The organism is Arenivirga flava (assembly GCF_030161575.1).
In the GTDB taxonomy this organism is placed as follows: Bacteria; Actinomycetota; Actinomycetes; order Actinomycetales; family Microbacteriaceae; genus Arenivirga; species Arenivirga flava.
The window spans coordinates 621716-643887 of record NZ_BSUL01000001.1; the positions used below are offsets into that span (position 1 = coordinate 621716).

General features: G+C 69.5%; 24 protein-coding genes and 1 pseudogene. 9 read left to right on the forward strand and 16 right to left on the reverse strand.

Annotated features, from left to right (window positions below; translation table 11 throughout):
* The first annotated feature begins 39 nt into the window (after positions 1–39).
* Positions 40–228, forward strand: coding sequence for a hypothetical protein (locus QQK26_RS02995; protein WP_284229911.1), 189 nt, complete (start codon positions 40–42; stop codon positions 226–228).
* A 204-nt stretch (positions 229–432) separates the two neighbouring features.
* Here the strand turns inward: QQK26_RS02995 and QQK26_RS03000 are convergent, their stop codons facing one another.
* From QQK26_RS03000 to QQK26_RS03020, 5 genes are all read right to left on the reverse strand, one after another.
* Positions 433–1725: a cytochrome P450 gene (locus QQK26_RS03000; protein WP_284229912.1), complete on the reverse strand. Its 1293-nt coding sequence runs from the start codon at positions 1723–1725 to the stop codon at positions 433–435.
* 131 nt (positions 1726–1856) lie between these two features.
* Positions 1857–3383 (reverse strand): alpha-N-arabinofuranosidase, encoded by a 1527-nt coding sequence (locus QQK26_RS03005; protein WP_284229913.1) that lies wholly within the window; start codon positions 3381–3383, stop codon positions 1857–1859.
* Between the two features lie 32 nt (positions 3384–3415).
* A complete protein-coding gene (locus tag QQK26_RS03010) occupies positions 3416–4240 on the reverse strand; it encodes a carbohydrate ABC transporter permease (RefSeq protein ID WP_284229915.1) in 825 nt (274 codons plus the stop codon).
* A complete protein-coding gene (locus QQK26_RS03015; RefSeq protein WP_284229917.1) occupies positions 4237–5202 on the reverse strand; it encodes a carbohydrate ABC transporter permease in 966 nt (321 codons plus the stop codon). Before QQK26_RS03015 ends, QQK26_RS03010 begins: the two co-directional genes overlap by 4 nt.
* Before the next feature lie 64 nt (positions 5203–5266).
* Positions 5267–6508, reverse strand: a complete 1242-nt coding sequence (locus QQK26_RS03020) for an ABC transporter substrate-binding protein (protein WP_284229919.1) — start codon at positions 6506–6508, stop codon at positions 5267–5269.
* 163 nt (positions 6509–6671) lie between these two features.
* Here QQK26_RS03020 and QQK26_RS03025 point away from each other — a divergent pair, with 163 nt between their 5' ends.
* Entirely contained in the window at positions 6672–7661 is a 990-nt protein-coding gene (locus QQK26_RS03025; RefSeq protein ID WP_284234419.1) for a LacI family DNA-binding transcriptional regulator, read from the forward strand.
* Between the two features lie 866 nt (positions 7662–8527).
* Here QQK26_RS03025 and QQK26_RS03030 read toward each other — a convergent pair.
* From QQK26_RS03030 to QQK26_RS03045, 4 genes are all read right to left on the reverse strand, one after another.
* On the reverse strand, positions 8528–9307 hold the full coding sequence (locus tag QQK26_RS03030) for a MerR family transcriptional regulator (RefSeq protein WP_284229922.1): 780 nt from the start codon (positions 9305–9307) through the stop codon (positions 8528–8530).
* 20 nt (positions 9308–9327) lie between these two features.
* A complete protein-coding gene (locus tag QQK26_RS03035; protein ID WP_284229923.1) occupies positions 9328–9801 on the reverse strand; it encodes a VOC family protein in 474 nt (157 codons plus the stop codon).
* Positions 9802–9962: 161 nt separating this feature from the next.
* On the reverse strand, positions 9963–10748 hold the full coding sequence (locus QQK26_RS03040; RefSeq protein ID WP_284229925.1) for an SDR family oxidoreductase: 786 nt from the start codon (positions 10746–10748) through the stop codon (positions 9963–9965).
* The gene (locus QQK26_RS03045; RefSeq protein WP_284229927.1) at positions 10745–11335 is read right to left on the reverse strand and encodes a TetR/AcrR family transcriptional regulator; all 591 of its coding nucleotides are present in this window, start codon (positions 11333–11335) and stop codon (positions 10745–10747) included. The genes QQK26_RS03040 and QQK26_RS03045 overlap by 4 nt, the downstream gene beginning before the upstream one ends.
* 75 nt (positions 11336–11410) lie before the next feature.
* Here QQK26_RS03045 and QQK26_RS03050 point away from each other — a divergent pair, with 75 nt between their 5' ends.
* Positions 11411–11926, forward strand: a complete 516-nt coding sequence (locus tag QQK26_RS03050; RefSeq protein ID WP_284229929.1) for a DUF8453 domain-containing protein — start codon at positions 11411–11413, stop codon at positions 11924–11926.
* Here QQK26_RS03050 and QQK26_RS03055 read toward each other — a convergent pair.
* Positions 11920–12174 (reverse strand): Txe/YoeB family addiction module toxin, encoded by a 255-nt coding sequence (locus QQK26_RS03055; protein WP_284229931.1) that lies wholly within the window; start codon positions 12172–12174, stop codon positions 11920–11922. The two genes, QQK26_RS03050 and QQK26_RS03055, sit on opposite strands and share 7 nt — an antisense overlap.
* Positions 12171–12428: a type II toxin-antitoxin system Phd/YefM family antitoxin gene (locus QQK26_RS03060; protein ID WP_284229933.1), complete on the reverse strand. Its 258-nt coding sequence runs from the start codon at positions 12426–12428 to the stop codon at positions 12171–12173. Before QQK26_RS03060 ends, QQK26_RS03055 begins: the two co-directional genes overlap by 4 nt.
* Positions 12429–12526: 98 nt before the next feature.
* On the opposite strand from QQK26_RS03060, the gene QQK26_RS03065 reads away from it, so the two are divergent.
* Complete coding sequence (locus QQK26_RS03065) at positions 12527–13720, forward strand: exonuclease domain-containing protein (protein ID WP_284229935.1); 1194 nt, start codon at positions 12527–12529, stop codon at positions 13718–13720.
* 688 nt (positions 13721–14408) lie between these two features.
* Here the strand turns inward: QQK26_RS03065 and QQK26_RS03070 are convergent.
* The 3 genes and pseudogenes from QQK26_RS03070 to QQK26_RS03085 form a co-directional block, all read right to left on the reverse strand.
* Complete coding sequence (locus tag QQK26_RS03070) at positions 14409–14801, reverse strand: type II toxin-antitoxin system VapC family toxin (protein ID WP_284229937.1); 393 nt, start codon at positions 14799–14801, stop codon at positions 14409–14411.
* Positions 14798–15067 carry a hypothetical protein gene (locus QQK26_RS03075; RefSeq protein WP_284229940.1) on the reverse strand — a complete coding sequence of 90 codons (270 nt, stop codon included), beginning with the start codon at positions 15065–15067 and terminating at the stop codon, positions 14798–14800. Before QQK26_RS03075 ends, QQK26_RS03070 begins: the two co-directional genes overlap by 4 nt.
* 73 nt (positions 15068–15140) lie before the next feature.
* Positions 15141–19981: pseudogene (locus QQK26_RS03085) on the reverse strand (DEAD/DEAH box helicase).
* A 75-nt stretch (positions 19982–20056) separates the two neighbouring features.
* Between QQK26_RS03085 and QQK26_RS03090 the strand changes: the two are divergent.
* Complete coding sequence (locus QQK26_RS03090) at positions 20057–20308, forward strand: GNAT family N-acetyltransferase (RefSeq protein WP_284229947.1); 252 nt, start codon at positions 20057–20059, stop codon at positions 20306–20308.
* Here QQK26_RS03090 and QQK26_RS03095 read toward each other — a convergent pair.
* A complete protein-coding gene (locus QQK26_RS03095) occupies positions 20298–20597 on the reverse strand; it encodes a hypothetical protein (RefSeq protein WP_284229949.1) in 300 nt (99 codons plus the stop codon). The genes QQK26_RS03090 and QQK26_RS03095 overlap by 11 nt on opposite strands.
* 55 nt (positions 20598–20652) lie before the next feature.
* Here QQK26_RS03095 and QQK26_RS03100 point away from each other — a divergent pair, with 55 nt between their 5' ends.
* From QQK26_RS03100 to QQK26_RS03110, 4 genes are all read left to right on the forward strand, one after another.
* Entirely contained in the window at positions 20653–20982 is a 330-nt protein-coding gene (locus QQK26_RS03100) for a hypothetical protein (RefSeq protein WP_284229951.1), read from the forward strand.
* Positions 20983–21055: 73 nt separating this feature from the next.
* Positions 21056–21181 carry a helix-turn-helix domain-containing protein gene (locus tag QQK26_RS16375; RefSeq protein WP_431308025.1) on the forward strand — a complete coding sequence of 42 codons (126 nt, stop codon included), beginning with the start codon at positions 21056–21058 and terminating at the stop codon, positions 21179–21181.
* A gap of 11 nt (positions 21182–21192) precedes the next feature.
* Complete coding sequence (locus QQK26_RS03105) at positions 21193–21405, forward strand: nucleotidyltransferase family protein (RefSeq protein ID WP_284229952.1); 213 nt, start codon at positions 21193–21195, stop codon at positions 21403–21405.
* Positions 21402–21806 carry an antitoxin gene (locus QQK26_RS03110; RefSeq protein ID WP_284229954.1) on the forward strand — a complete coding sequence of 135 codons (405 nt, stop codon included), beginning with the start codon at positions 21402–21404 and terminating at the stop codon, positions 21804–21806. Before QQK26_RS03105 ends, QQK26_RS03110 begins: the two co-directional genes overlap by 4 nt.
* Before the next feature lie 7 nt (positions 21807–21813).
* Here the strand turns inward: QQK26_RS03110 and QQK26_RS03115 are convergent, their stop codons facing one another.
* Positions 21814–22044 (reverse strand): hypothetical protein, encoded by a 231-nt coding sequence (locus tag QQK26_RS03115; protein WP_284229955.1) that lies wholly within the window; start codon positions 22042–22044, stop codon positions 21814–21816.
* Positions 22045–22172: the final 128 nt, after the last annotated feature.

Below are 22172 nucleotides of genomic sequence, written 5' to 3' on the forward strand. Positions count from 1 at the left end.
AGCGGATGAACGGCTGGTGTCGGCCCTAGCGTGGAGACCATGACCTCATCGATCCCGTACCTCGCCACCGTCGGCTACATCCTCGTCCCCGTGCTGGTCGCGGTGCTCGCGTACCTCGCCATCCGCTTCGGTGTGCAGCACGGCGTGCGCTCGGCGCTCGCCGATGCCGATCGGCGCCGCCTGCGCGAACGGCTCGAACGGGAGGGAGACGGTTCCGTCGGCGGATGACGTCGTCCGCCGGTGCTCGGGAGGTCGTGGACACCGTCTCCGACGCGGCCGCGTCCGCCTCCGTGCAGGGGTAGGGCCGCGCTGCGCCGCCGTCTCCAACGGACCCGCCGTGCAGAGCCAGCTCGCGCGAACGGCGGATGCGGCGTGCGCCCTGCATCCGCTCGCCGGTCGGCATGGAGGACGCTGACGCGACGAGACGGCCGCTCAGCGGTGGAAGGGGCAGCGCGAGGGCTCGCCCGAGCCGCGCACCGCGCCTCCGGAGCGCGGCTTCGTCGGCAGCCGGCGGCGGTTCACCTCGAGCCCCTCGCCGAGGATCGCGACCTCGGGCTCGCTCAGCGCCGTCACGGCCGCCGCGAGGCCCGCGATCGCCAGCTTCTCACCGGGGCAGCGGTGGCCGTCACGCGGGTCGCCGCCACCGTGCGGGATGAAGGTCGCGACCGCCTCGTAGTCCTCCACCCCGACGAAGCGCTCGGGGTCGAACTCGTCCGCGCGGTTCCACGACTCCGCATCCGTGTCGGTGCCGAGGATGTCGAGCAGCAGGCGCCCGCCCTCGGGCAGGCGGTGCCCGTCGAGCTCCAGCTCGCGCTTCGCGAAGCCCGGCAGCAGCGGCACGAAGGGCGCGGTGCGGCGCACCTCCTGCGCGAAGGCGGTGGCGAGCGGCCCGCCGACCAGCGCGCCGCGCTCGGCGGTCTCGGCGGCGATCCGCTGCCGCCAGTCGGGACGGTCGTGCAGCTCCTTCGCGGCGAAGGCGACGAAGCGCGCGACCGCGATCATCGGGCGGATGCTGTTCTGCAACTCGACGCCCGCCAGCCGCGCCGGCAGCAACTCGCCGTCCCGGTCGCGGTGGTGCGCCCAGGCGTGCAGCGCCGTGCCCTCCCGGGCCTCGAGGGTGCCGCGGCGCACGGCCTCGATCAGCTCGGCCGCGTGGCGGTCGGACCAGAAGCGGTTCGCCATCGCGAGCAGGTACTCGGGCGAGTAGGGCGCGCCGAAGCCGTCGACGATCTGGGCGAGGCGCGCGGACCAGCGCGTCTGCGCATCCGCCGTCCCCGGCAGCCCCGCCCAGCGCATGCTCGCGCGACCGAAGGCGCCGACGGCCGCGTCGTAGGCGCTGCGCCGGCCACCGCCGCGCCAGTCGGCGAGCTCGGCCGCCCACTCGCGCTCGAGCAGTGGCGCGAAGCGCTCGACCTGCGCGTCCTCGTACGCGACGTCGAGGAAGGTCTGCTTGCGGTGCCGGTGCTCATCACCGTCGAGGCTGTGCACCGAGCCGTGTCCGAACAGCGACTCCTGCACGAGGCCGGGCATCGCGCCGTGCCGACGGATGCTGCCCTCGTCGTAGAACAGCTCGACCGCCTCGGCGCCGCGCACGAGCAGCGCCGGATCGCCGAGCAGCTGCAGCGGCGCCGAGCGCGCACCGCGGCGCACGCGCCGCCAGATGCGCTCACCGAAGCCGTAGCCGTGCAGCAGGAGAGCGGGGGAGTCGTCGCGCAGAAGGGCCATGCCCCCACGTCATCACGCAAGCGGATGCGGTCGCCGGCGCCCCCGTCCGCTCGCACCGACCGCGCACGCGGCTCCCAGGCGCGGACGAGGCGCCGGCCCCTGGGGACCGGCGCCTCGCATCCGCTCGAGGATCAGGCCAGCTGCAGCGACACCGTCACGTAGGAGTGCGGCGGCAGCTCGACCTCGAGGCCGCGCTCGTGCTCGCGCACGCCCGTGTGGGTGACCGGCGCGACCGCATCCGGCCGCTCGGGGGTGTTGTGCGTCTGCAGGGTGTCGGCGGTCAGCAGCGTCGCTTCGACGCCGGTGAACGCTCGGCCGCGCAGGTCCAGCACGATCGTCGTGGCCGAGGCCGCGTCGAGGTTCGACAGCGAGATCAGCGCGGCGCCGTCCTTCGTCGACGCCGAGGCGGAGACGAGCGGCACCTCCGCGCCCTCCACCGACCGGGTCGGCAGCGCCTCCTTGAACGCGAGCGGCAGCCGCGCGGCGTCGTGATGCCCCGTGTTCATCGCGAAGACGTGGTAGCTGGGCGTGAGCACGAGCGCGCCCGAGTCGGGGTCGGTGAGGATCATCGCCTGCAGCACGTTGACGGTCTGCGCGATGTTCGCCATGTGGATGCGCTCGGCGTGCTCGTGGAAGAGATCGAAGTGCACGCTCGCGACGAGCGCATCGCGCATCGCGTTCTGCTGATACAGGAAGCCGGGGTTGGTGCCCGGCTCGACATTCCACCAGGTGCCCCACTCGTCGACGATGAGGCCGACCGTGCGCTCGGGGTCGTAGGCGTCCATCACCGCGCTGTGGCCGCGCAGCAGCTCGCCCATGCGCTGGGCGCGCTTGACGGTCACGTAGTAGTCGTCCTCGCCGAACACGGTGGCGTCGCCCTTGTCCTGCCACGACCCGTTGATCGTGTAGTAGTGCAGCGACAGACCCTGGAACAGCTGGTGGGCCCGCTTGTCCGCGCCGCCGAGTCCGCTCTGCGCCTGCATGAGCGACTCGGTCCAGCCGTAGTCGTCGACGTTCGCGCCGGCAGCGATCTTGTAGACCGGGGTCTCGCCGTGGTTGCGGATGTACGTGGAGTACTGCCGCGCCAGGTGCGTGTACTGCCCGGCCGTCATGTTGCCGCCGCAGCCCCAGGCCTCGTTGCCGATACCGAAGAAGGGCACGGTCCACGGCTCGTCACGGCCGTGCTCGCGGCGCAGCGCCGCCATGGGCGAGTCGTCGCCGCGGGTGAGGTACTCGACCCACTCGCTCATCTCGCGCACGGTGCCCGAGCCGACGTTGCCGTTGATGTACGGCTCGGCGCCGAGCAGCTCGCAGAGGTGCAGGAACTCGTGCGTGCCGAAGGCGTTGTCCTCCACCACGTCGCCCCAGTGCGAGTTGACCATGCGTGGCCGCTCCTCGCGCGGGCCGACGCCGTCGCGCCAGTGGTAGTCGTCGGCGAAGCAGCCGCCCGGCCAGCGCAGGTTCGGGATCCTCAGTGCGCGCAGCGCCTCCACGACGTCGAGGCGGATGCCGCCCTCGTTCGGGATCTCGCTGTCCTCGCCCACGTAGAAGCCGCCGTAGATGCAGCGGCCGAGGTGCTCGGCGAAGTGGCCGTAGACGTGCCGTGAGATGCGCGCCCCGGGGAGGTCGAGGTCGATGACGGCGGTCAGCTGGGACATGGTTTCCGTTCTGTTCTCGGTACTGCGGTCGGTCATCCCTTCACGCTCCCCGCGAGGAGGCCGCTCACGATGTGGCGCTGCGTGAAGACGAAGAAGATCACCATCGGGATGAGGGCGATGACGGTCACGGTCATGAAGGCCGGCCAGTCGGTGGTGAACTCGCTGACGGCGCTGTAGACCTCCAGCACGACGGTCTTCTTCGCCGGGGTGGAGAGGAAGACCGTCGGCAGCAGGAAGTCGTTCCAGACCCACATGGTCTGGAAGACGCCGACTGTGATGAGGATGGGGCGGATGAGGGGCAGCACGATGCGCCAGAACACCTGGAACGTGCCGGCCCCGTCCACGCGCGCCGCCTCGATCACCTCGTAGGGGATCGTGCGCATGTAGCCCTGGATGAGGAAGAAGCAGAAGATCGACCCGCCCAGGTACATGAGCACGAGCCCGTTGAGGTTGTCGACCAGGCTGAGGCCCACGAGGGTGCGGTACAGCGGGATGAGCGTCGACTGCCCCGGGATCATGAACCCCAGCAGCATGGCCGCCGCGGCGAAGCGGGCCAACCTGCTCGAGGTGATGAGCATCGCGTACGCGGCCATCGCGCCGACCAGCAGCTGCAGCAGCACGCCGAGCACGGTGATGTAGAGGGTGTTGCCGAAGGACTGGTAGATGCCGGGATCGGCGAGCGTCGAACCCCAGTTCTCGAACGTCCACTGCTGCGGCAGGGCGAGCGGCGAGGCCACCATCTCGGCCTGCGTCTTGAAGGTGTTGACGACGATGTAGTACAGCGGCACCGCCATGATCAGTGCGAGCGCGATCATCACGACGCTCAGCGTGGTGCGGCGCCAGACGGGGACCCTCATGAGAACCGCTTCCCGATCGCGCTGGCGACCTTGAGCTGGCTGAAGCCGATCACGGCCACGGCGATGGTGAAGAGCACGGCCAGAGCGGATGCGAGACCGTAGCGCCCCTGCCCGACACCGGAGACGACGATCGACTGGGTGATCGTGTAGGTGGTGAAGCCGGGCCCGCCGCCGGTGAGGGTGAAGGGCAGCTCGTACACCTTGAGCCCCGCGGTCAGCAGCAGGAAGGTGCTGATGACGATCGCGGGGGTGAGCAGCGGCAGCGTGATGCCGAAGAACTGCTGCCGGCTGCTGGCGCCGTCGATCTTGGCGACCTCGTAGTACTCGGCAGGGATCGACTGCAGGTAGGCCACGTAGAGCACCGCGTGCCAGCCGGTCTGGGCCCAGACGCCGACGAGGATCACGGAGCCCTGCGCCAGCGTGTTGTCGCTCAGCCACGAGATCGCGTCGATGCCGAACCAGTCGTTCAGCAGCGTGTTGAACACACCCGACGGCAGCGGCGAGAGGATGTACCCCCACACCAGACCGAGGATCGCCATGCTCGGCACGGCGGGGAAGAACCAGAGCGAGCGCACGAAGCTGCGCCCCGCGAAGGCCTTGTTGAGCTGCACGGCGAGCGGGATCGCGATGAGCGTGGTCACGAGCGTGGAGCCGACGGCGAAGACCAGCGTGAAGCTGAGGCCGGCGAGCATCGACGGGTCGGCCATGATCGCCGCGTAGTTGGCGAGGCCGACGAAGTTCGCCTCCGTGCTGTACCCGGTGAAGTCGGTGAGCGACCAGTACAGCGACTGGGCGAGCGGGATGATGAACAGGAAGACGAAGACGACGACGGCGGGCAGCAGGAAGGCGCGGTTGAGCGCGATCTGCTTCCATCCGCCCTCGACGGAGCGGCGTCGCGTCACCGGCTTCGCGGAGACGGAGCCGGCCGGCGGTGCGGGGCGCGTGGCGAGTTGCGATGTCATGGAGTCACCTCGGGAGGGGACCCGACGGGGCCTGCGCAGCCCCGCCGGATCCGCATCCGCTCGCTCAGTCGCTCAGCTTCGCGTCGAGGGCGGCGGCGACGTCCTCGGGCTCGATCTGGCCCTGGATCATGCGCTGCATCTGGGCCACGGCCTCGACGTTGAGCACGTCCTCGTCGCGCTGCCACGAGATCATCGGCAGGTAGAGCTGGCCGTCGCGGATGGGGGCGACCATGGGTTCGAAGATCGGGTTGACCTCCGGCGTGAACGACTCGGTGACGGTGACGTCGTTGGTCTGCTGGTTGAACAGCTCCACGCCTTCCGGGCTGGCGAGCCAGGTGAGGAAGGTCTTCGCGGCCTCCTGCTTGGCCTCGTCGCTCTTGGCGTTGATGGCGTAGCCGGGGCTCGCGGCGCCGGCCTGGAACGGCTTGCCGCCCTCGATGCCGGGCACGGGTGCGAACGAGAACTGCAGCTCGGGGTTGGCCTCGGTGACGGCGTTGATGATCCACGGGCCGGCGTTGATGATCGCGACGCGCTCGTTGGCGAACTCGTCGCGCACCTGGTCGCCGTCGAGGGCGACCACGTCGCTGCTCACGAGCCCCTCGGTGTAGAGGCGGTCGTACTGCTCGAGCACGTCGCTCCACTCGTCCTCGAAGGTCGAGGCGCCCGAGAAGATCTGCTCGTCGAGGCTCGGGTCCATGCCGCTCGACTTCGCGCCGATCATGGCCGACACGGTCGTGGGCATCTGGTCGACGCTCTCGAGGAACGGCGTGTGGCCGGCGTCCTCGAGCGCCTGCAGCAGCTCGAGGAACTCGTCCCAGGTCTCGGGGATCGCGTCGTAGCCGACCTCGGCGAGCATCTCCTCGTTGTACGCGTAGCCGGCGGCCCAGCTCGAGAGCGAGAGGCCGTACTGCGCGCCGTCGCGGCCGTACGTGTCGAGGTTGAACTCCTGCACGCCCTCCATGAAGGGCTCGTCGCTGAGGTCGACCACGGCGCCCGCGTCGATGAGGTTGGTCTTGTTCTCGGCGGCGATGAGGAAGACGTCGGGAGCGGTGCCGGAGAGCACGCGGGTCTGCAGGGTCTGGATGTACTCGGCCACCGGCGGCGCGTACGAGACCTCGAGCTTCACCTCGGGGTGGTCCTCGGCGAAGGCGTCGAGCACCGGCTGCATCTGCTCCTCGCCGGTCCAGCTGAGGAAGGAGATGGTGGTGACGCCCTCGGCGTCGCCGCCGGCCGAGCAGGACGCCAGGCCGAGGCCGAGCGCGGCCGCGGCGGTGATGGCCGAGGCACGCACGAGACGTGACTTCATGGAGAACTCCCTTGTTCGCATGAGCGGGGCGTGGCTGCGGCCCCGTTGCGGTATATCGTTATACCGAACTGCAGGGAAGAATAGCCCGACGGTGCGGTGCCGCGTCAAGGGGCAATTCCGCTGCCATGCTGAGCGCAGCCGAGGGAGGTGCGCAGTGCCCACGATGAGCGATGTGGCGGCGGAGGCCGGCGTGTCGGTGATGACCGTCTCGAACGTGCTCAACGACCGCCCCAAGGTCGGTGCGGCCACGAAGCTGCGCGTGCTCGACGCCGTCGAGCGGCTCGGCTACGAGATCAACCTCACCGCCCGCGGCCTGCGCTCCGGCCGGACCGGCACCATCGGCCTCATCGTGCCGCGCTTCGACCACCCGTACTTCGGCGAGCTCGCCGCCAAGCTCGCCGTGGCGCTCGCGGCCACCGGTCGCCACCTCAGCGTCGAGCAGTCGAACGCCAGCCCCGAGAGCGAACGCGAGGCGCTCTCGCAGGCCCGCCTCGCCACCTACGACGCGGTGCTGCTCAGCGTCGTCGGCCTGCACTACGACGACGTCGACCGCCTGCGCACGAGCAAGCCGGTGGTGCTGCTCGGTGAGCAGCAGATGCCGCCGCGCTTCGACCACCTGCAGCTCGACAACGAGACAGGGGCCTACCTCGCCACGAGGCACCTCATCGAGGGCGGCGCCCGCAAGCTGCTCATGATCGGCGGCGGCGACGAGGGCTTCCCGTCCATGTCGACCATGCGCACCGTCGGTTTCGAGCGGGCGCTCCGCGAGGCGGGCCTGCAGGGGTCGGTGCGGCCGATCATCCGCTACGAACCGGCGGATGCGCGGGTGGCAGTCGCCGAGCGCCTGCGGCAGGACCCGGGGGTCGACGGCGTCTTCGCGATCACCGACCAGGTCGGCATCGGTGTGCTCGCCGGCGTGCGCGACGCCGGACTGCGCGTGCGCGACGACGTGCAGGTGGTCGGCTTCGACAACCTGGCGTTCGGCGAGCACATCGACGATGGCCTCAGCACCATCGACCCCAGCCACGACTGGGTCGTCTCGCGCGTCGTCGAGCTGATCGACCGGCGCATCGCGGGGGAGCAGCTGCCGCCGCAACACCTCACGAGCCCGGCGACGCTCGTGGTGCGCGGCTCGACGCGGCTGCCCGGCTGAGCGGGCGCCGGCCTGAGCCCGCCTGCCGTGTCGCGCGGCCCGGTGCGGTCCGCGCCCGCCGCCCGCCCGTGTCGCCCGCATGTGCTGCCCACCCGCCCACGCCGCCCACCCGCGCGCGCTGCCCGCCCGCGCGCGCTGCCCGCCCGCGCGCGCTGCCCGCCCGCGCGCGCTGCCCGCCCGCGCGCGCTGCCCGCCCGCGCGTGTCGCTCTCGCACTTCTTCCACATCGAGTTGCCGCGTATGGCTGTTTCGGCCGCCTCGAGACCGCCGTTCGCGGCAACTCGGTGGCGGTTCCGCTTGTAGCTCCCTTTCGACGAGCGGCCGAGCGGATGCGTTGGCCAGGTCACGGCGCCGCCGTCACTGTCCGTGTCGCGTGTCGCGACTCGTGACCGCAGTACCCGTCGAGTTGCCGCGTATGGCTGCTTGGGCCGTCTCAAGACCGCCGTTCGCGGCAACTCGGTGGCGGTTCCGCTTGTAGCTCCCTTTCGACGAGGGGCCGAGCGGATGCGTTGGCCAGGTCGCGGCGCTGCCGTCACCCTCCGTGTCGCGTGTCGCGACTCGTGGCCGCAGCATCCGTCGAGTTGCCGCGTGTGGCTGCTTTGGCCGCCTCGGGACCGCCGTTCGCGGCAACTCGATGGGCAGGCCGCTGTGAAAGCGCCCCCAGTGCTGACAACGGCGATGCGAACGAGCGGATGCAGATGCCCCAACCAGCACCGCTGGCATCGACGACCTCTCTGAGAACCGGCCGACCGACTCGCGCTACGAAACGCCTGGCATCCCGGTAAGGCGCCGCGATCGCCGGCGGATGGGCCACCCCAGCCCGCGATCGCCGGTGGGTGCATCAGCCCGCGAACGGCGCCGGATGGATCACCCCCAGACCGCGGTCGCCGGGTCCACGCCGTGCGCCCGCGCGTTCTCCTCGATGACCGCCCGCAGCCACTGCGCGAGCCCCTCGGCAGTGCGGTCGTAGTGGGCGCGGAAGCGCTCGTCGTCCACGTACCTCCGCGACAGGCAGACGTGCATCGCGTGCGTGCAGGCGAACTGGGTGCCGATCGTGGCGCGGTGGCGCTCGGCGAGCGCGTTCGCCGCATCCGATCCCGGCACCGTGCCGGCGAGCATAGCCGCGGCGAGGTTCTCGTCGAGGGCGCGCATCCGCTCGGCAACGTCCCGCCAGTCGTCGGCGTCGCGACCCGCCGCGCGCTCGGCGTACTCGCGCCACTGCGCGTTGCCGCCCCAGCGCTCACGGGCCTCGTCGAGCCAGGCGGGGTCCCATCCGGGCCCGAAGATCTCGGCCTGCTGGCGCGCGGTCAGCAGGAGTCCTCGGGAACCGGCGTCGATCATCCGCTCGACCCCCTCGACCATGCCCTGCAGGTCGCGGATGCGCTGCTGCAGCCGATCGCGCTGCTCGCGCAGCGAGGCGCTTGCGTCGCCCCCGTCGAGCAGGGCGGCGATCTCGTCGAGCGGCAGTTCGAGCGCGCGGTAGACCTGCACCCGCTGCGCCCGCGCGAGGTCGGCGGCGGCGTAGAGCCGGTAGCCGGCCTCGGAGCGAGCGGCCGGCGCGACCAGGCCGATGTCGTGCCAGTGGTGCAGCGTGCGCACGGTGACGCCGAGGCTCGCGGCGGCCTCGCCGACGGTGAGTCCGTCCATGGTCCCCAGTGTCGCAGCGCTCACGGAGCGATGCCGATGTCGGCGAGGTTCCGCGCCTCGATGCTCGCTGGGTCGAACGGCTTCGCGGCGGTCATGACGACGCGGGCCCCCTCCGGCGTGACGACCTCGAGGTCGACGGTGTTCCACGGCGTGTGCCGCGGCTCGACCCCGGTGCGCCGTGCGAGCTCGTCGATCTCGCCCAGCACGCAGGCGAAGCTGACGCTGCGCCCGTCCGCGGGCTCCGGGTCGCCGGGCGCCAGCAGCACGTCCTGGAACGCCCAGCGCCGCAGGTGCGTCAGCTGGCCGGGGATGCTGAACAGGTCGATGAAGCCGAGCGCGTCGATCCAGAAGCGGCGGCTGGCCTCGAGGTCGGCGGTGGGCAGCGTGACGAACATCGGCATGCCGTAGATGGCGCGGCTGATGCCGGGGGAGACGGCGTCGGGGCCGGGCGCGGGCACGGGGCTGAGGTCGAAGGCGGTGAAGTTCTCGGTCATGGAGTCGAGCGTGGGGGCTCACGCCGCGTGAGGGTCAAGCGGATGCAGGCATCGAGTCGCCGCGAGCTGAGATCGAGCGGATGCGCGCCGTCGCGTCGAGGTGCCGCGAACGGCTGGCATCGCGCGCTCGACGAGACCGTTCGCGGTAATTCGATGTCGTCTCAGACGAGCTCGGGTCGACGGATGCTCTCCGCGCCGCCGTCCGCGAAGATCACCTGTCCGGTGACGTAGAGGTTCTCGGGGCTGATCAGCCACGCGAGCAGGTTCGCGATCGCCGCGGGGTCGGCGGCCGGCCCGCCGTAGGGCGCGGGCGCGCCGGCGTCGAGGGCGGCGCGGCCCTCCTCGGTCTCGAGGGCGGCGGCGGTCATCGGGGTAAGGATCACGCCCGGCGCGACGGCGTTGAGCGCGATGCCGGCCTTCGCCCAGTCCGCGCTCGGCGCGGTGCGGCGGGTCCAGCGCGCGACCGAGAGCTTCGAGGTCGTGTAGAGCACGGAGGAACCGGTGGCGTTCGCGGTGGCGCCGAGCGAGCCCGCGTGGGCGAGCGCCGCATCCTCGTCGCCGGTCTCGATGAGGCGCAGCAGCTCCTCGTCGACCTCTTCGAGGGCGGCGAGCGAGGCGACGACGGCGGCACGCGGCGCCTCGGACTTCGCGAGCAGCGGCCGCAGGCCCTCGAGCGTCGCGATGGCGCCGAAGTGGTTCACCGCGACCGTGACCGGTGCGGGCGCGACCAGGCCGGCGATGGCGAGCACACCCTCGACGACGCCTCCGCTCAGCTCGGTCGCCTGCTCGACGAGCGCGGTGCGCCCCTCGGCGGTGGTGAGGTCGACGGCGATGTCGGCGTCCTTCAGATCGACGCCGATCACGCGGTGGCCGTCCGCGCGCAGCTTCGCCGCGGTGGCCTCGCCGATGCCGGATGCGGAGCCGGTCACGATGATGGTGCGGGTCATGGGTGCTTCCTCTCGTCGGGCTGCGCGTCGCTGCTCAGCCAGGTGGGCAGGAGTGCGAGCAGCTGCTGCTGCACGGTCTCCACGGGTGCGGGCTCGTCGCTGAGCAGCCAGGCGGTGAGCACGGCGAGTGTGCCGCCGGCAAGGTACTCGGCGGCGATGCGCGGGTCGAGGTGCGCCGGCGCGGTCTGCAGCATGGTGCCGAGCGCCTGCTCCGCGAACGCCTCGCTCACGGCCCGGTGCGTCTCGGTGGTGGTGCGGCTGCCGAGCACGCTCGCGTAGAGCGCGCGCCGCCGGGCGAACTCGGCGACGAGCTGCGCGGTGGTCGCACGGGCGGCGTCGATCGGGCTGGAGGTCGACCGCAGCTCGAGGTCGAGCGCCTCGATCTCGGCGAAGGCGCCGGTGAGGATGCGGACGGCCAGCGCATCGAGATCGCGGAACTGCGTGTAGAACGTCGAGCGGCTGATCCCCGCCTCGGCGACGATCGCGGGGACGGTGATCTCCTCGTCCCGCTCCGAGAGGGTGCCGACGGCGGCGAGGATCGCGGCGCGCGTGCGCGCGGGGCGGGGATCCTCGGCTCTGGGGGTCACGGGTCGACGGTAGCACTTTTCGGACGGCCGTCCGGAAAAGAGCTTGGCTAGGGTTGCCTCATGGACTGAGGATCCTTGGCGGAATGGTTCACCGTGCTCGTGACGGTGCCGACACTCATCTACGCGCTGGTGCAGCTGCGGTCCGCGCGCGATGCTGTCGACGCTGCGCGCGAGGCGACGCAGGCCGAAACGCGACCGTACGTGTGGCTCACCTTCCACGAGTCGGTGAACGAGCATGAACAGATCGGCGTGCGGCTCTGCGTCGCAAACAGCGGTCGCACGCCAGCGTTCGACGTCGTGATCACCTTCGACGACACATCCGCGCCGTGGAAGGACCCGAGCATCGCTCCGGGCTTCATGTTCTTGCGGGATGAAGGGGGCATCCGCACGCTGCCGCCTGGTGCCGAGCTGCGCTATCACGTAGGCCCTTGGAAACGCGGTGCGGCGCTCGTCACCGTCGCCAAAAACAGAGGCGTCTCGACCGGCTCCATCGAGTACCGAACGGCCGACGGCCGGGTCTTCTCCGAGCCCTTCGCCATCTCGCTTCGCGACCTCGCCGGCACAGGTGAGCTCAAGTCACCGCGTCAGTAGTGGTACCGAGCCTGGGCAATCCGGATCTCGTCGTCCATGATCTTGTAGACCAGCCGGTGCTCATCCGTGATGCGACGCGACCAGTACCCCTGGAAGCCGTGTTTCAGCGCCTCCGGCTTGCCGATGCCCTCATTGCCGTTGCGACGGATGTCCTCGAGCAGCAGGTTGATGCGCTTGAGCACGCGACGGTCGGTTGCTTGCCAGTGCAGGTAATCGGCCCACGCATCGTCCGACCAGACGAAGCTCATGCCTCGTCGAGCAGATCGCGCGCCGTGCCGCCGCCGCGTTCGAGGGCGTCGATCGAGCGGAGGAGACGGGCCGCGTTCGCAGGGCTGCGCAGCAGGTAGGCGGTCTCCTTGAGCGACTCGTAATCCTCGAGGCTCACGATCACCACCGGATCTTTGCCCGCACGCGTGATGACGACCTCCTCGCGGTCGTCGATCACGCTGTCGAGCGTCTGCGCGTAGTTGGCGCGCGAGGTGGTGAACGAGATCGTCTTCATGGTGGCCTCCTGTACATGAAAGCGTACACCCAGCCCCCGAACGCGGACTCTCGAGACCAGCGCGTCACTGCGTACCCTCTCGCAAGGGAGTACTGCGCATGACCGGCTTCGCCACGATCGACTTCGAGACCACGGGTCTTTTCCCGACCAAGCACGACCGCGCCATCGAGGTGGCCGTCGTCCACTCCGACCCGGATGGACGGATCACCGGGCGCTGGGAGACGCTCATCAACCCGGGCCGCGACCTCGGCGCGCAACGCATCCATGCGATCCGCGCCGCGGACGTGCTCCGAGCGCCGACGTTCGCGGACATCGCCGCCGAGCTCGTCGACCTGCTGAGCGGACGCGTCGTCGTCGCCCACAACGCCAGCTTCGACCAGCGTTTCCTGCTCGCGGAGCTCGACCGCATCGCGTATTGGGCGCCGCAGTTCGACCCGCTCTGCACGATGCGCCTCGCTCGCGACATCCTCCCCGGCGCCGGCCGCAGCCTCGCCGACTGCTGCGCGGCCTTCGACATCGACCTCACCGGCGCGCACCGCGCATCCGTCGACGCCTTCGCCACCGCCCAGCTGCTCGAGGCCTACATCGCGAGCACGAGCGACTGGAGCGGATGGGCGTGCGCCCTCGCCGAGGCGCAGCCGTGGACGCCGCACGACGCGCCGCGCCTCGCCTGGTTCAGCCGCGACGACGTCAGCTCGGACGAGCCCGCCGACTTCCTCGAGCGCATCACCGTCAAGCTGCCCGAGCACGCCGGCCCCGCCGAGCACCAGGACTACCTCGCCCTGCTCGACCGCTGCCTCATCGACCGTCACCTCTCCATCAGCGAAGCGGATGCGCTGGTCGCCGCAGCGGAATCGCTCGGCATCAGCCGCGACACCGCCGCCCGCCTGCATGACGACTACTTCGCGGCGCTCACCGCGATCGCCTGGGCGGATGCGGTGCTGACCGATGCGGAGATCGCCGACCTCACCGCGGTGGCGGCACTGCTGCGCATCCCGGATGCACGGCTCGCGTTGGCGCTCGTCGCGCCTGACGTTGAGGCCCCGGTTGCGGTCGCCGCCTTCGCGCTCGAGCCCGGCGACCAGATCGTGCTCACGGGCGAGATGACCCGCCCGCGCGTCGAGATCGAGGCGGAGCTGATCGCCCGCGGCTTCGTGCCGAAGTCGGCGATCACGAAGAAGACCAAGTTGCTCGTCGCGGCCGACCCGGACTCGCTCTCGGGCAAGGCCCGCAAGGCGCGGGAGTACGGGGTGGCCGTGGTGGGGGAGAGTTGGCTCGCCGGGCTGCATTGAGAGCGGACAGCTGACGACGCGGACGCGTTCATGCATGGCGGGGCGTTCCAGCGAAACGATGAGCGGCGATGACGTCGGCAGCAGACAACGCTGCGGCTCGGATCTCGTTCCCGCCGGCTGGGCGTTTCGGTGGCGCGCTCCACATCGGCCGCGCCGATTCTCGCGGGCAGCGGCGTGCCTCATGGGCGCGGAGAAGAACGGCCGTCGGCCTTCCTCGTCACCATTGCGCAGATGTTCGAGGACCTCGTTGCGGCGCAGCTCCGGCTGCATCTCGGGCGTCGTGCCGGTCGCGTACTGAGCCAGTGCTCCGACCAGCCCGATGAGGCGGGTCGATTCATCATCAGGCCCGACGTCGTGTGGTCCCGTGACGGCGCAGTGGCGGCAGTGGCCGGCGCCGAGCACAGTTCCGAGAAGCCGCAGGGATTCCCACGTGCCGACATCGATCGGTTGCACGTTTCCTGCAGCCGGTTCGGGCTGGCCGATGCCCATCTCATCTCTGCGCGCCGAGGAACCGACCGTGCACCAGCTGCGGGGAAACGGCGTGCGCGTGCATGGTCACGCAACCGATCTGAGTACGCCGGACGCTGCACAGGCGTCGATGGCGCGGGTCGCGGAGGCCATAGCCGCCGCCTCGCCGGAGGGGATGCCATAGCAGGAGAGCGCCGTATCGGCCTCGCTGCGCTGGGACTCAGGCGCCGGGCCGCAGTGTCGGCACGCCGAGCGATTCTGCGGCACGGGCGAGTGCCGTGTCGGTGGTGCAGAGGGTTGCATGATGCTGCTGTGCCGCGTGCAGCACGACCGCATCGGGCATGCGCAGACGCGATCGTGCGCGCAGCTCGGCCAGGGACCGGGCATCGCTGCCGCCCAGGACGAGACGCTGCAGACCGATGCTGTCGAGGGCTCGCTCGGCATCGCTGGCCGTACCCGCGAGTGACGGATGGACGAGCGCCTCAGCGATGGTGAGCGCGGTGCTGGCCAGCGCCTCATCGGCCGTCATGGCCAGGCTGTCGACGACCGCTGCGTGGTGCGCCTCATCGCGATCGAGGAAAGCGATCAGGATGTTCGCGTCGACGACGATCACGCCGGCCATTCGTCGTGCAAAGCCGCTGCGGCGCCTGCCGGGAAGCTGCCGGTCGCAGCGCCAGCGGCACCGCGCACCCGCTGCTCGCGCTCATCGCGCTGCAACCGATCCTCACGCTCGAGGCTCTCGGCCCCGCGCGCGACGAGAGCGCGCAGCAGCGCAGCACGATCGTCGCGCTGCGCGGGCCAGTGCTCGCCAGCGACGCGTAGCGCCGCCGCGAGCTCGTCAGTCTCGGTCAGCGTGTGGCGCGGGCGGGTGGTGGGCATGGCGGGAGTGTAGCACCGCGGGTTTCGGTGCAGCACTGCCCGGATCGATGGGTGTCTCGCGCCCTGACCTGGATCAGTCGAGACCAAGATCGGGCAGGGCGTCGACGATGCGCATCGTCTCGAGGCTGACCGTGACGACGCGGCCGATGAGATCGATGATGTAGCGCGGCTGCCCGTGCTCGCGTGACCAGTCGTTGGGGTCGTTGACGATGCCCGAAGGCTTGTCGGTCCTCACCTGGTAGCGCTCGAGGATCCAGTCGAGGCCCGAGCGGCTGCCGAGCAAGTAGCGCTGCGCCTCCTCGGGAATGCCGTCGAGGTCGACGGAGGCGTTGTAGCGGATGCGCGTCTTGTCCCATGCGCCCGCCTTGCCGGCATAGCTCATCTTGCGCACGGCGAACCGCTCGTAGGGATCGGTCGGTGCACCGCTCGCGACAGTCTCGACCAGCGGATGCGGCTCGACGCTTTCGTAGCCGATGTGCAGCTCGCTGAGCGCCCGGCCCGCCGTGGCGAACGCGTCGAAGCGCTCGCGGCCCGGCACCAGCGGGATGCGCGGCAGCTGCTTCTTGAGGTCGGCGGCGTAGCGATCGCGGTACTCGGGGAGTGCAACAGTCCGTAGACGGAGAAGAAGATGTCGTCCTTCGAGACCTGCGGGCCGTAGGTGCGCTGGTACTCGCCGAGCGCCCAATCGCTGATGTTGTCGATTCGCTCTGGCTCGGCGAAGAGCTGATTCTCGTCCGGCTGCGCGTAGGAGTAGCGGGCGAAAAACTGGCCCCCACTTCCCGCGCCTGTCACGTGGAGGTCTGGAAGATGATCGATCATAACGACGCTGAACGGAACGGCTGAGCCAGCGCCCACCTGGTAGAACCCTAAAGTTCCATTTCCAGCGTCGGGGAACAGGTCGTTCAAGCGGTAGATCATGTCGTTGGCTTGGCGGTCGAAGTACACATGCTGCTTCTGGAATGGTCGATACTGGGCAACTCGGGGAGCGCCAGGATCGAAGGTGTAGCGGCGGCCTCGAGCGAGGTGGACTTTGTCGGCACGGTTCCAACTGATCTTCGCGGGGTCGTTGTCGATGAACGCGCCGACATCCCCGCCAACACTCTTGTAGCGTTCGACTTCGCGGTTGTAGAAGTCGAGCATGCGCGTCACATTCGAAGTCAGTTCCTCGGTAGAGGAGTTGTAAACCCATGCGTCTCGAGCTGTTGCGAGGCCGCGAGTGTGAAGAGCAAAGATCGTCTCGCGCGCACCCTTCTCCGCGATCGGCGTGTAGGTGTCGAAGCGTGCATCCCGCTGGTTGATCCAGTCGCCCTCGGCGTTCGGCGTCAGCCGCTGCCAGTCGAGCGTGCCGATAGACGCCGCGTCGACAAGCGCGAGCTTCTGCGAACGATCGAGATAGTCACCGATGTCGCGGTAGTGCAGTGTGCTCGACTCCACCGGTCCGGGGCGCTTGATGAGCAGCAGGATCGCGACGGTGTTGCGCGATCCGGAGTCGAAGACCTTGCCTCCCTCCTTCCGGCTCTGCTCACCAGCAGTGCGCTGATTGCCGCGCAGGTTGTAGACGTACACGTCGTGAAACTCCTCCGCGAGGGTCAGCCGCAACCCGTCGGCGGTGTTGCCGTCGATGTAACCCCCGTTCGAGACGAAGCAGACGATACCGCCCTGCTCGGCACGCAGTACCCGGTTCGATGCCCAGCGGATGGCGCGGATGTACGAGTCGTAGAGCGAGTTCTTGTTCGTCGCGGAGGAACGTGCAGCGTAGGTGTTTCGGATCGACCGATCGAGGCTCGGGTACGACTGGTTCGCATTGTTGTCGTTGCCGCTCGTCTGTCCCACCGAGTACGGCGGGTTGCCCACGATCACCCGGATGTCGAGTTCGTTCTGCTCGACGGCTCGCTCGTTGTTGGCGGTGAACATCCGCTCGTCGAGGGCATCGCCGTCCTCGGTCATCTGGAAGGTATCGGCGAGCACGATGCCGTCGAAGGGCGCGTAGCCGACCTCCTTCGACGCTTCCGTCTGCTCCAGCTGCAGTGCGTGGAAGGTCGCCTCGATGTTGATCGCGGCGATGTAGTACGCCATGAGCAGGATCTCGTTGGCGTGCAGCTCCTGCGTGTACTTGCGCAGCAGATCCTTCGGGTCGATCAGTCCCGACTGCAGCAGCCGCACGATGAACGTACCGGTTCCGGTGAAGGGGTCGAGCACGTGCACGCCCTCGTCACTGAGGCGCGCGCCGAAGTGCTGCTGCAGCGCGTCGTTCACTGCGCGCAGGATGAAGTCGACGATCTCCATCGGCGTGTAGACGATGCCGAGGCTTTCGGCCACGCGCGGGAACGCGAGCTTGAAGAAGCGCTCGTAGAGCTCGGTGATGATGCGCTGCTTGCCGGCGGCATCCGTGATGCCCTCGGCGCGCACCCGAACCGAGTGGTAGAAGCGCTCGAGGTTGGCGGTCTCGCTGTCGAGGTTGTATCCGTCGAGGGTGTTGAGCATGCGGTCCATGACCTGCGACACCGGATTGTGCTGCGAGAAGGCGTAGTCCTCGAAGAGCGCGTCGAAGACGGGCTTGGTGATGAGGTGCTGCACCAGCATGTCGACCGCATCCGCCCGCCCGATGCCGTCGTTCAGATTCGCTTGCAGCGCCTCGTGGAAGCCGACGAACTCCTCGTTCGCCGCCGGCACCGTGTCGAGGATGGTCGTGATGCGGGTGACCTGGCGGTCGGTGATGTCCTTGACGTCGCTGGCCCAGTCCTCCCAGTAACGGCGGTCACCGACCTTCTTGACCATCCGGGCGAAGATCGCGTTCTGCCACTCGGTGGCGTTGAACATCGAGAACAGCGCCTGACCGGTGTCCCCGCCGTCGGAGGGCTTGCCCATCTCGCGGTCCTGGCCATCGCCGCCGACGCCGATCACGTCGATGCGCTTGTTGGCCTTCGGGTCGAGGTCGATCTTGTTGATCATCGCCTCGAAGCGGTCGTCGTGCGCGCGCAGCGCCTGCAGCACGTCCCACACGACCTTGTACTTCTTGTTGTCGCCCAGCGCCGTCTCCGGGTCCTGTGACGCGGGGACCGCGATCGGCAGGATGATGTACCCGTACTCCTTGCCAGCGGCGCGGCGCATCACGCGACCCACCGCTTGCACCACGTCGACCTGCGAGTTGCGCGGGTTGAGGAACAGCACCGCGTCGAGCGACGGCACGTCGACGCCCTCGGTGAGGCACTTCGCGTTGGTGAGGATGCGGCACTCGTCCGCGCGCTCTCCCGCCTGCAGCCAGCGCAGTCGCGCCGAGCGCTCCAGCACGTTGAAGGTGCCATCGACGTGCTGCGCCGCGAGCTGCAGCGACGGCGCATCGCCGCTGGCGTTCATCGCCAACTCCTGTCCGATGACATCGAGCTGGTGGGCGATCGCCTTCGACTCTTTGATGTTCCGGGCGAAGGCGACGGCACGCTGCATGGGCGCGTCGTCGGTGATGGAAAGCCGCTCACCGTTCACGCCGCGCTTGGAGAGGCCGTTCCAACAGCCGACGATGCGGGCGACGTCGTCGAGGTTCATATCGCCCTCGCGGGCCAGCAGGTCTTGGAACGACGAGGCCACCGACTCCTCGTCGACGGCGAGGATCAGCACCTTGTAGTCGGCCAGGTGCCCCATCTCGACCGCGCGGCCGAAGCCGAGGTGGTGGAACTCGGGGCCGAAGACCGCCTCGTCGTCCATGGAGTAGGTGGCGATGCCGTCCTTCGCGGCCTTCTGCTTCGAGTCCTCGACGTAGATGCGCGGGGTCGCCGTCATGTAGAGGCGCTTCTTGGCGCGGACGAAGGATGCGTCGTGCACCCGCACGAAGGCGGAGTCGTCGCTGCCTGGCTGCGAGATGCCGGTCGTGCGGTGCGCCTCGTCGCAGATGATGAGGTCGAACTCGGGCAGGCCGAGCTGCTGGGCGCGGTGTACGACATCGATCGACTGGTAGGTGGCGAAGACGACCGAGATCGTCTCCTGGCCCATCGAGATGCGGAAACGGTGGAACAGCTTCGAGGGGTCGGTCGTGGCGGGGAACCCGAGATCGTGGCTCGAGACGTCCTCGTTCTCGCGTCGGCCGACGGAAGCATCCGAGCACACGGCGAAGGGGCGCAATGGCTGGTCGGCCTGCGCGGTCCACTCGTTGAGCGTCTGCTGCAGCAGCGCGATCGACGGCACGAGGAGCAGCACGGAGCCGCCGATGGGCACCTGCTGCTCGACGAGCTTCAGTGAGGTGAAGGTCTTGCCGGTGCCGCAGGCCATGATGAGGCGCCCGCGGTCGTGCTGCATGAATCCGCTCGTGACGTCGTCGATGGCCACGCGCTGGTACTGGCGCGGCTCCTTGCCGGCGCCCTTGTAGAGCACCTCGGGCGTGGACGGGTCGAACTGCGACCAGTCGATGCGCGAGTCGGCCAGGTTGTTCAGGTCGACCCGCTGGATCGGCTTGCTCTGCTCGACGAGCGCGGCTTCGGCGTGCTTCGACCAGTTCTGCGCGGTCGTGACGATCATGCCGCTCGTGAACGGCTCCTTGCCCAGCTCGGTGAAGAAGGAGTCGATCTGCTGCTTCGGCAGCGGGCGCGCCGGGTCGAAGAACTTCGCCTGGATCGCGATGAACTCGCCCGTGTACCGGTCCTGTGCCACGAGATCGATGCCGGTATCGGGACGGCCCGCGCGCCCATCCCACTCCTGCCAGAGCCACACGTTCGAGAAGAGGTCGGCGTACTTCGGCTCGGTCTGCAGGTAGGTCTTGAGGAACCGTTCGAAGCGACTGCCCTTCTCGCGCTCGCTGGACGCGCCGTGATACATCCGATCGAGCAGGTCCCAGAGCGAGAACTGCGCGTCGGTGAGCGGCCGAAGGCCGCGACGGGAGCCTTCTACGACCTCAGCGGGGGGGGGGGGGGGAGTCACGGCCATCTTCTAACAGTGCCAGACGTCGCGCATCCGGAGGAGAGCGGCACGAAGTCGGTCGGTGGTGCGTGACTTCGACTCGTGTCCGACGTCCGCCGCACCACCCCCGCCGACCTCGAGACCTCGGCTCCGCTCGTCGAGGGCCACCTCCGCTTCTGCGGTCGCGCACTGCTGCGTGCGGTGGTCGAGGCGGCGCGTGAGGCGGGCGCCGTCGCGGTGAGCTTGGCGACGCAGCACGAGAACGAGCGGGCGCAGGCGCTGTACGAGTCCGAGGGGTTCGTCGCCGACAGCGCCTTCACGCACTACTCGAAGGCGCTGGAGTTCAGGCGCTGACCGCCCGGTTGTGCCGCACCGTCACGACGATCCACGGCAGCAGCATCGCGGGCAGCACGATCCACACGAGCCAGATCGACAGCGGGGAATCGACGGCCAGCGTCATCCCGCCCCAGATCGTCATGCCCGCGCCGAGCCCCAGAATCACCCTGAGTCGCCAGCCAGTCCCCGGCGGGTAGATGCCCGTCCAGGACAGTCGCTGGGGGCCGACCTTACGTGCCACGCGTGACCATCCCCATCCGATCACGCACATGCCGATGATGAGCACGGCAGCGGCGGCGATGAGCATGCCTCGACGCTCGCAGAGTCCGAGCGCCCGGTCAAGGCTCGTTACCCTGGAGCCGATGACCGAGTCGAAGCCCCGCACGTACATCCGTCCCCGCGTCGCCCTCGGTCTGGCGATCGCCGGCTTCATCGTGCTGGCGCTCATGGGCAGCACCATCGCCGGGGAGTCCGAGCTGGCGCAGACCGCCACGGGCGGCGGTGGGGCCGGGGGAGTCGCGGTGCTCCTCTCGACGTTCGGGCTGGCGGCCGGGGTCGGCTTCGTGATCGGGGCGATCATCGTGGCGCTCGACCCGATCATCCGCGACCGCGGTCGGCGGATGGGCGTCGCGGCCATCGTCGTCGCCATCGCCGCGCCGCTGGCGGCGGGCGTCGTCAACACGCTCGGGTGAGCGACGGGAGGGCTCGTGCGCCCTTCCCCTTCGATATCACCGCTGAGATACTCGAAGGGTGTCTCGATTCGATGTGCTCCGCGCTGCTGAGCTCATCACCGCTGCTCGGAAGGACGCGGGTCTGACGCAGCTCGAGCTGGCGGAGCGGTCGGGCGTGAAGCAGCAGGTATCCGACAGGCGGCCCTCCGCTACGGGCTGAGCGATCCCCGCGTGTTCGGTTCGGTGCTGCGGGGCGATGACCACTTCTACAGCGACATCGATCTCTTCGTGACCGCGACGAGCGGCGCAGGGCTCATCCCCGTCGCGGCCTTCGCCGACGCGGTCGAGCAGCTCACCGGGTTCCCCGTCGAGGCGATCGCGGAGCATTCTGCGGCGGCGACGCCACTCGGGCGCCGCCTGCTCGCAGAGGCGGTGCCGCTGTGAGCTTCGAGCCTGTGCCGAGAAGGGACGCCGCAGATCGGCCGCGGCACGACCTCGCGAATCTCCAGGACGAGTTGCGGCGCATCGAGCGGCGCCTGGAGGAGCGAGTCGTGGGCGGCGACCGCGCGGTCTTCCTCGACGGCTCCGATTCGTACGATGCGGCCTCGATGGCGGTGGTCCGCCTGCACGGCGTGCTCGAACGGCGAGAGTACGCCTTCCTGCTCGACGCCGTCTCCGACACCGAGATGCGCGCCATCTCGACGATTCGCAACACCGTCTCGCACGGTGGCTACCGCTCCATGGACGACGAGAGCTTCTGGGAGACGGCGACCTTGCAGCTGCCCGACCTCGTCCTGCGTCTCATCGCCCGGGCTGATGCCGAACCGGGCGCATCCGGTCGCTGACACCGGCTCAGCGGCGTCGCTGCGCCCGCACCCTCACCCGCACGGGCTGCCCGTCCGAGCCGCGACGACGGCCGTGCACGATGAGCAGCGCGCCGACGATCCACAGCAGGAACGCCATGGCCGCGAGCACGCCCTGCGCGAGCGGATGCGCGACGCCGTAGACCGCGGCGAGCAGCGCCACGAATCCGAGGAGCTCCATGACGATGCCGGCGGCGGTGAAAGCGCGGTGCTGGAGCACGAGCGTCCCTTCGGGTAGGAGCGGATGCGGGCAGCGTAGCGAGGCCGCCTGGGTGGTCGTCGACCGCGGCTGAGACCGTTTGCGCAACTCCGCGCCCCTGTTGTCAACCGGTTGCCATACTGAACGGG

Bases quoted from the DNA above. Each gene is read 5' to 3' on its own strand.
- QQK26_RS02995 (WP_284229911.1), top strand. From the start codon at position 40: ATGACCTCATCGATCCCGTACCTCGCCACCGTCGGCTACATCCTCGTC.
- QQK26_RS03000 (WP_284229912.1), bottom strand. From the start codon at position 1,725: ATGGCCCTTCTGCGCGACGACTCCCCCGCTCTCCTGCTGCACGGCTAC.
- QQK26_RS03005 (WP_284229913.1), bottom strand. From the start codon at position 3,383: ATGTCCCAGCTGACCGCCGTCATCGACCTCGACCTCCCCGGGGCGCGC.
- QQK26_RS03010 (WP_284229915.1), bottom strand. From the start codon at position 4,240: ATGAGGGTCCCCGTCTGGCGCCGCACCACGCTGAGCGTCGTGATGATC.
- QQK26_RS03015 (WP_284229917.1), bottom strand. From the start codon at position 5,202: ATGACATCGCAACTCGCCACGCGCCCCGCACCGCCGGCCGGCTCCGTC.
- QQK26_RS03020 (WP_284229919.1), bottom strand. From the start codon at position 6,508: ATGAAGTCACGTCTCGTGCGTGCCTCGGCCATCACCGCCGCGGCCGCG.
- QQK26_RS03025 (WP_284234419.1), top strand. From the start codon at position 6,672: ATGAGCGATGTGGCGGCGGAGGCCGGCGTGTCGGTGATGACCGTCTCG.
- QQK26_RS03030 (WP_284229922.1), bottom strand. From the start codon at position 9,307: ATGGACGGACTCACCGTCGGCGAGGCCGCCGCGAGCCTCGGCGTCACC.
- QQK26_RS03035 (WP_284229923.1), bottom strand. From the start codon at position 9,801: ATGACCGAGAACTTCACCGCCTTCGACCTCAGCCCCGTGCCCGCGCCC.
- QQK26_RS03040 (WP_284229925.1), bottom strand. From the start codon at position 10,748: ATGACCCGCACCATCATCGTGACCGGCTCCGCATCCGGCATCGGCGAG.
- QQK26_RS03055 (WP_284229931.1), bottom strand. From the start codon at position 12,174: ATGAGCTTCGTCTGGTCGGACGATGCGTGGGCCGATTACCTGCACTGG.
- QQK26_RS03060 (WP_284229933.1), bottom strand. From the start codon at position 12,428: ATGAAGACGATCTCGTTCACCACCTCGCGCGCCAACTACGCGCAGACG.
- QQK26_RS03065 (WP_284229935.1), top strand. From the start codon at position 12,527: ATGACCGGCTTCGCCACGATCGACTTCGAGACCACGGGTCTTTTCCCG.
- QQK26_RS03075 (WP_284229940.1), bottom strand. From the start codon at position 15,067: ATGCCCACCACCCGCCCGCGCCACACGCTGACCGAGACTGACGAGCTC.
- QQK26_RS03095 (WP_284229949.1), bottom strand. From the start codon at position 20,597: ATGCTCATCGCCGCCGCTGCCGTGCTCATCATCGGCATGTGCGTGATC.
- QQK26_RS03100 (WP_284229951.1), top strand. From the start codon at position 20,653: ATGACCGAGTCGAAGCCCCGCACGTACATCCGTCCCCGCGTCGCCCTC.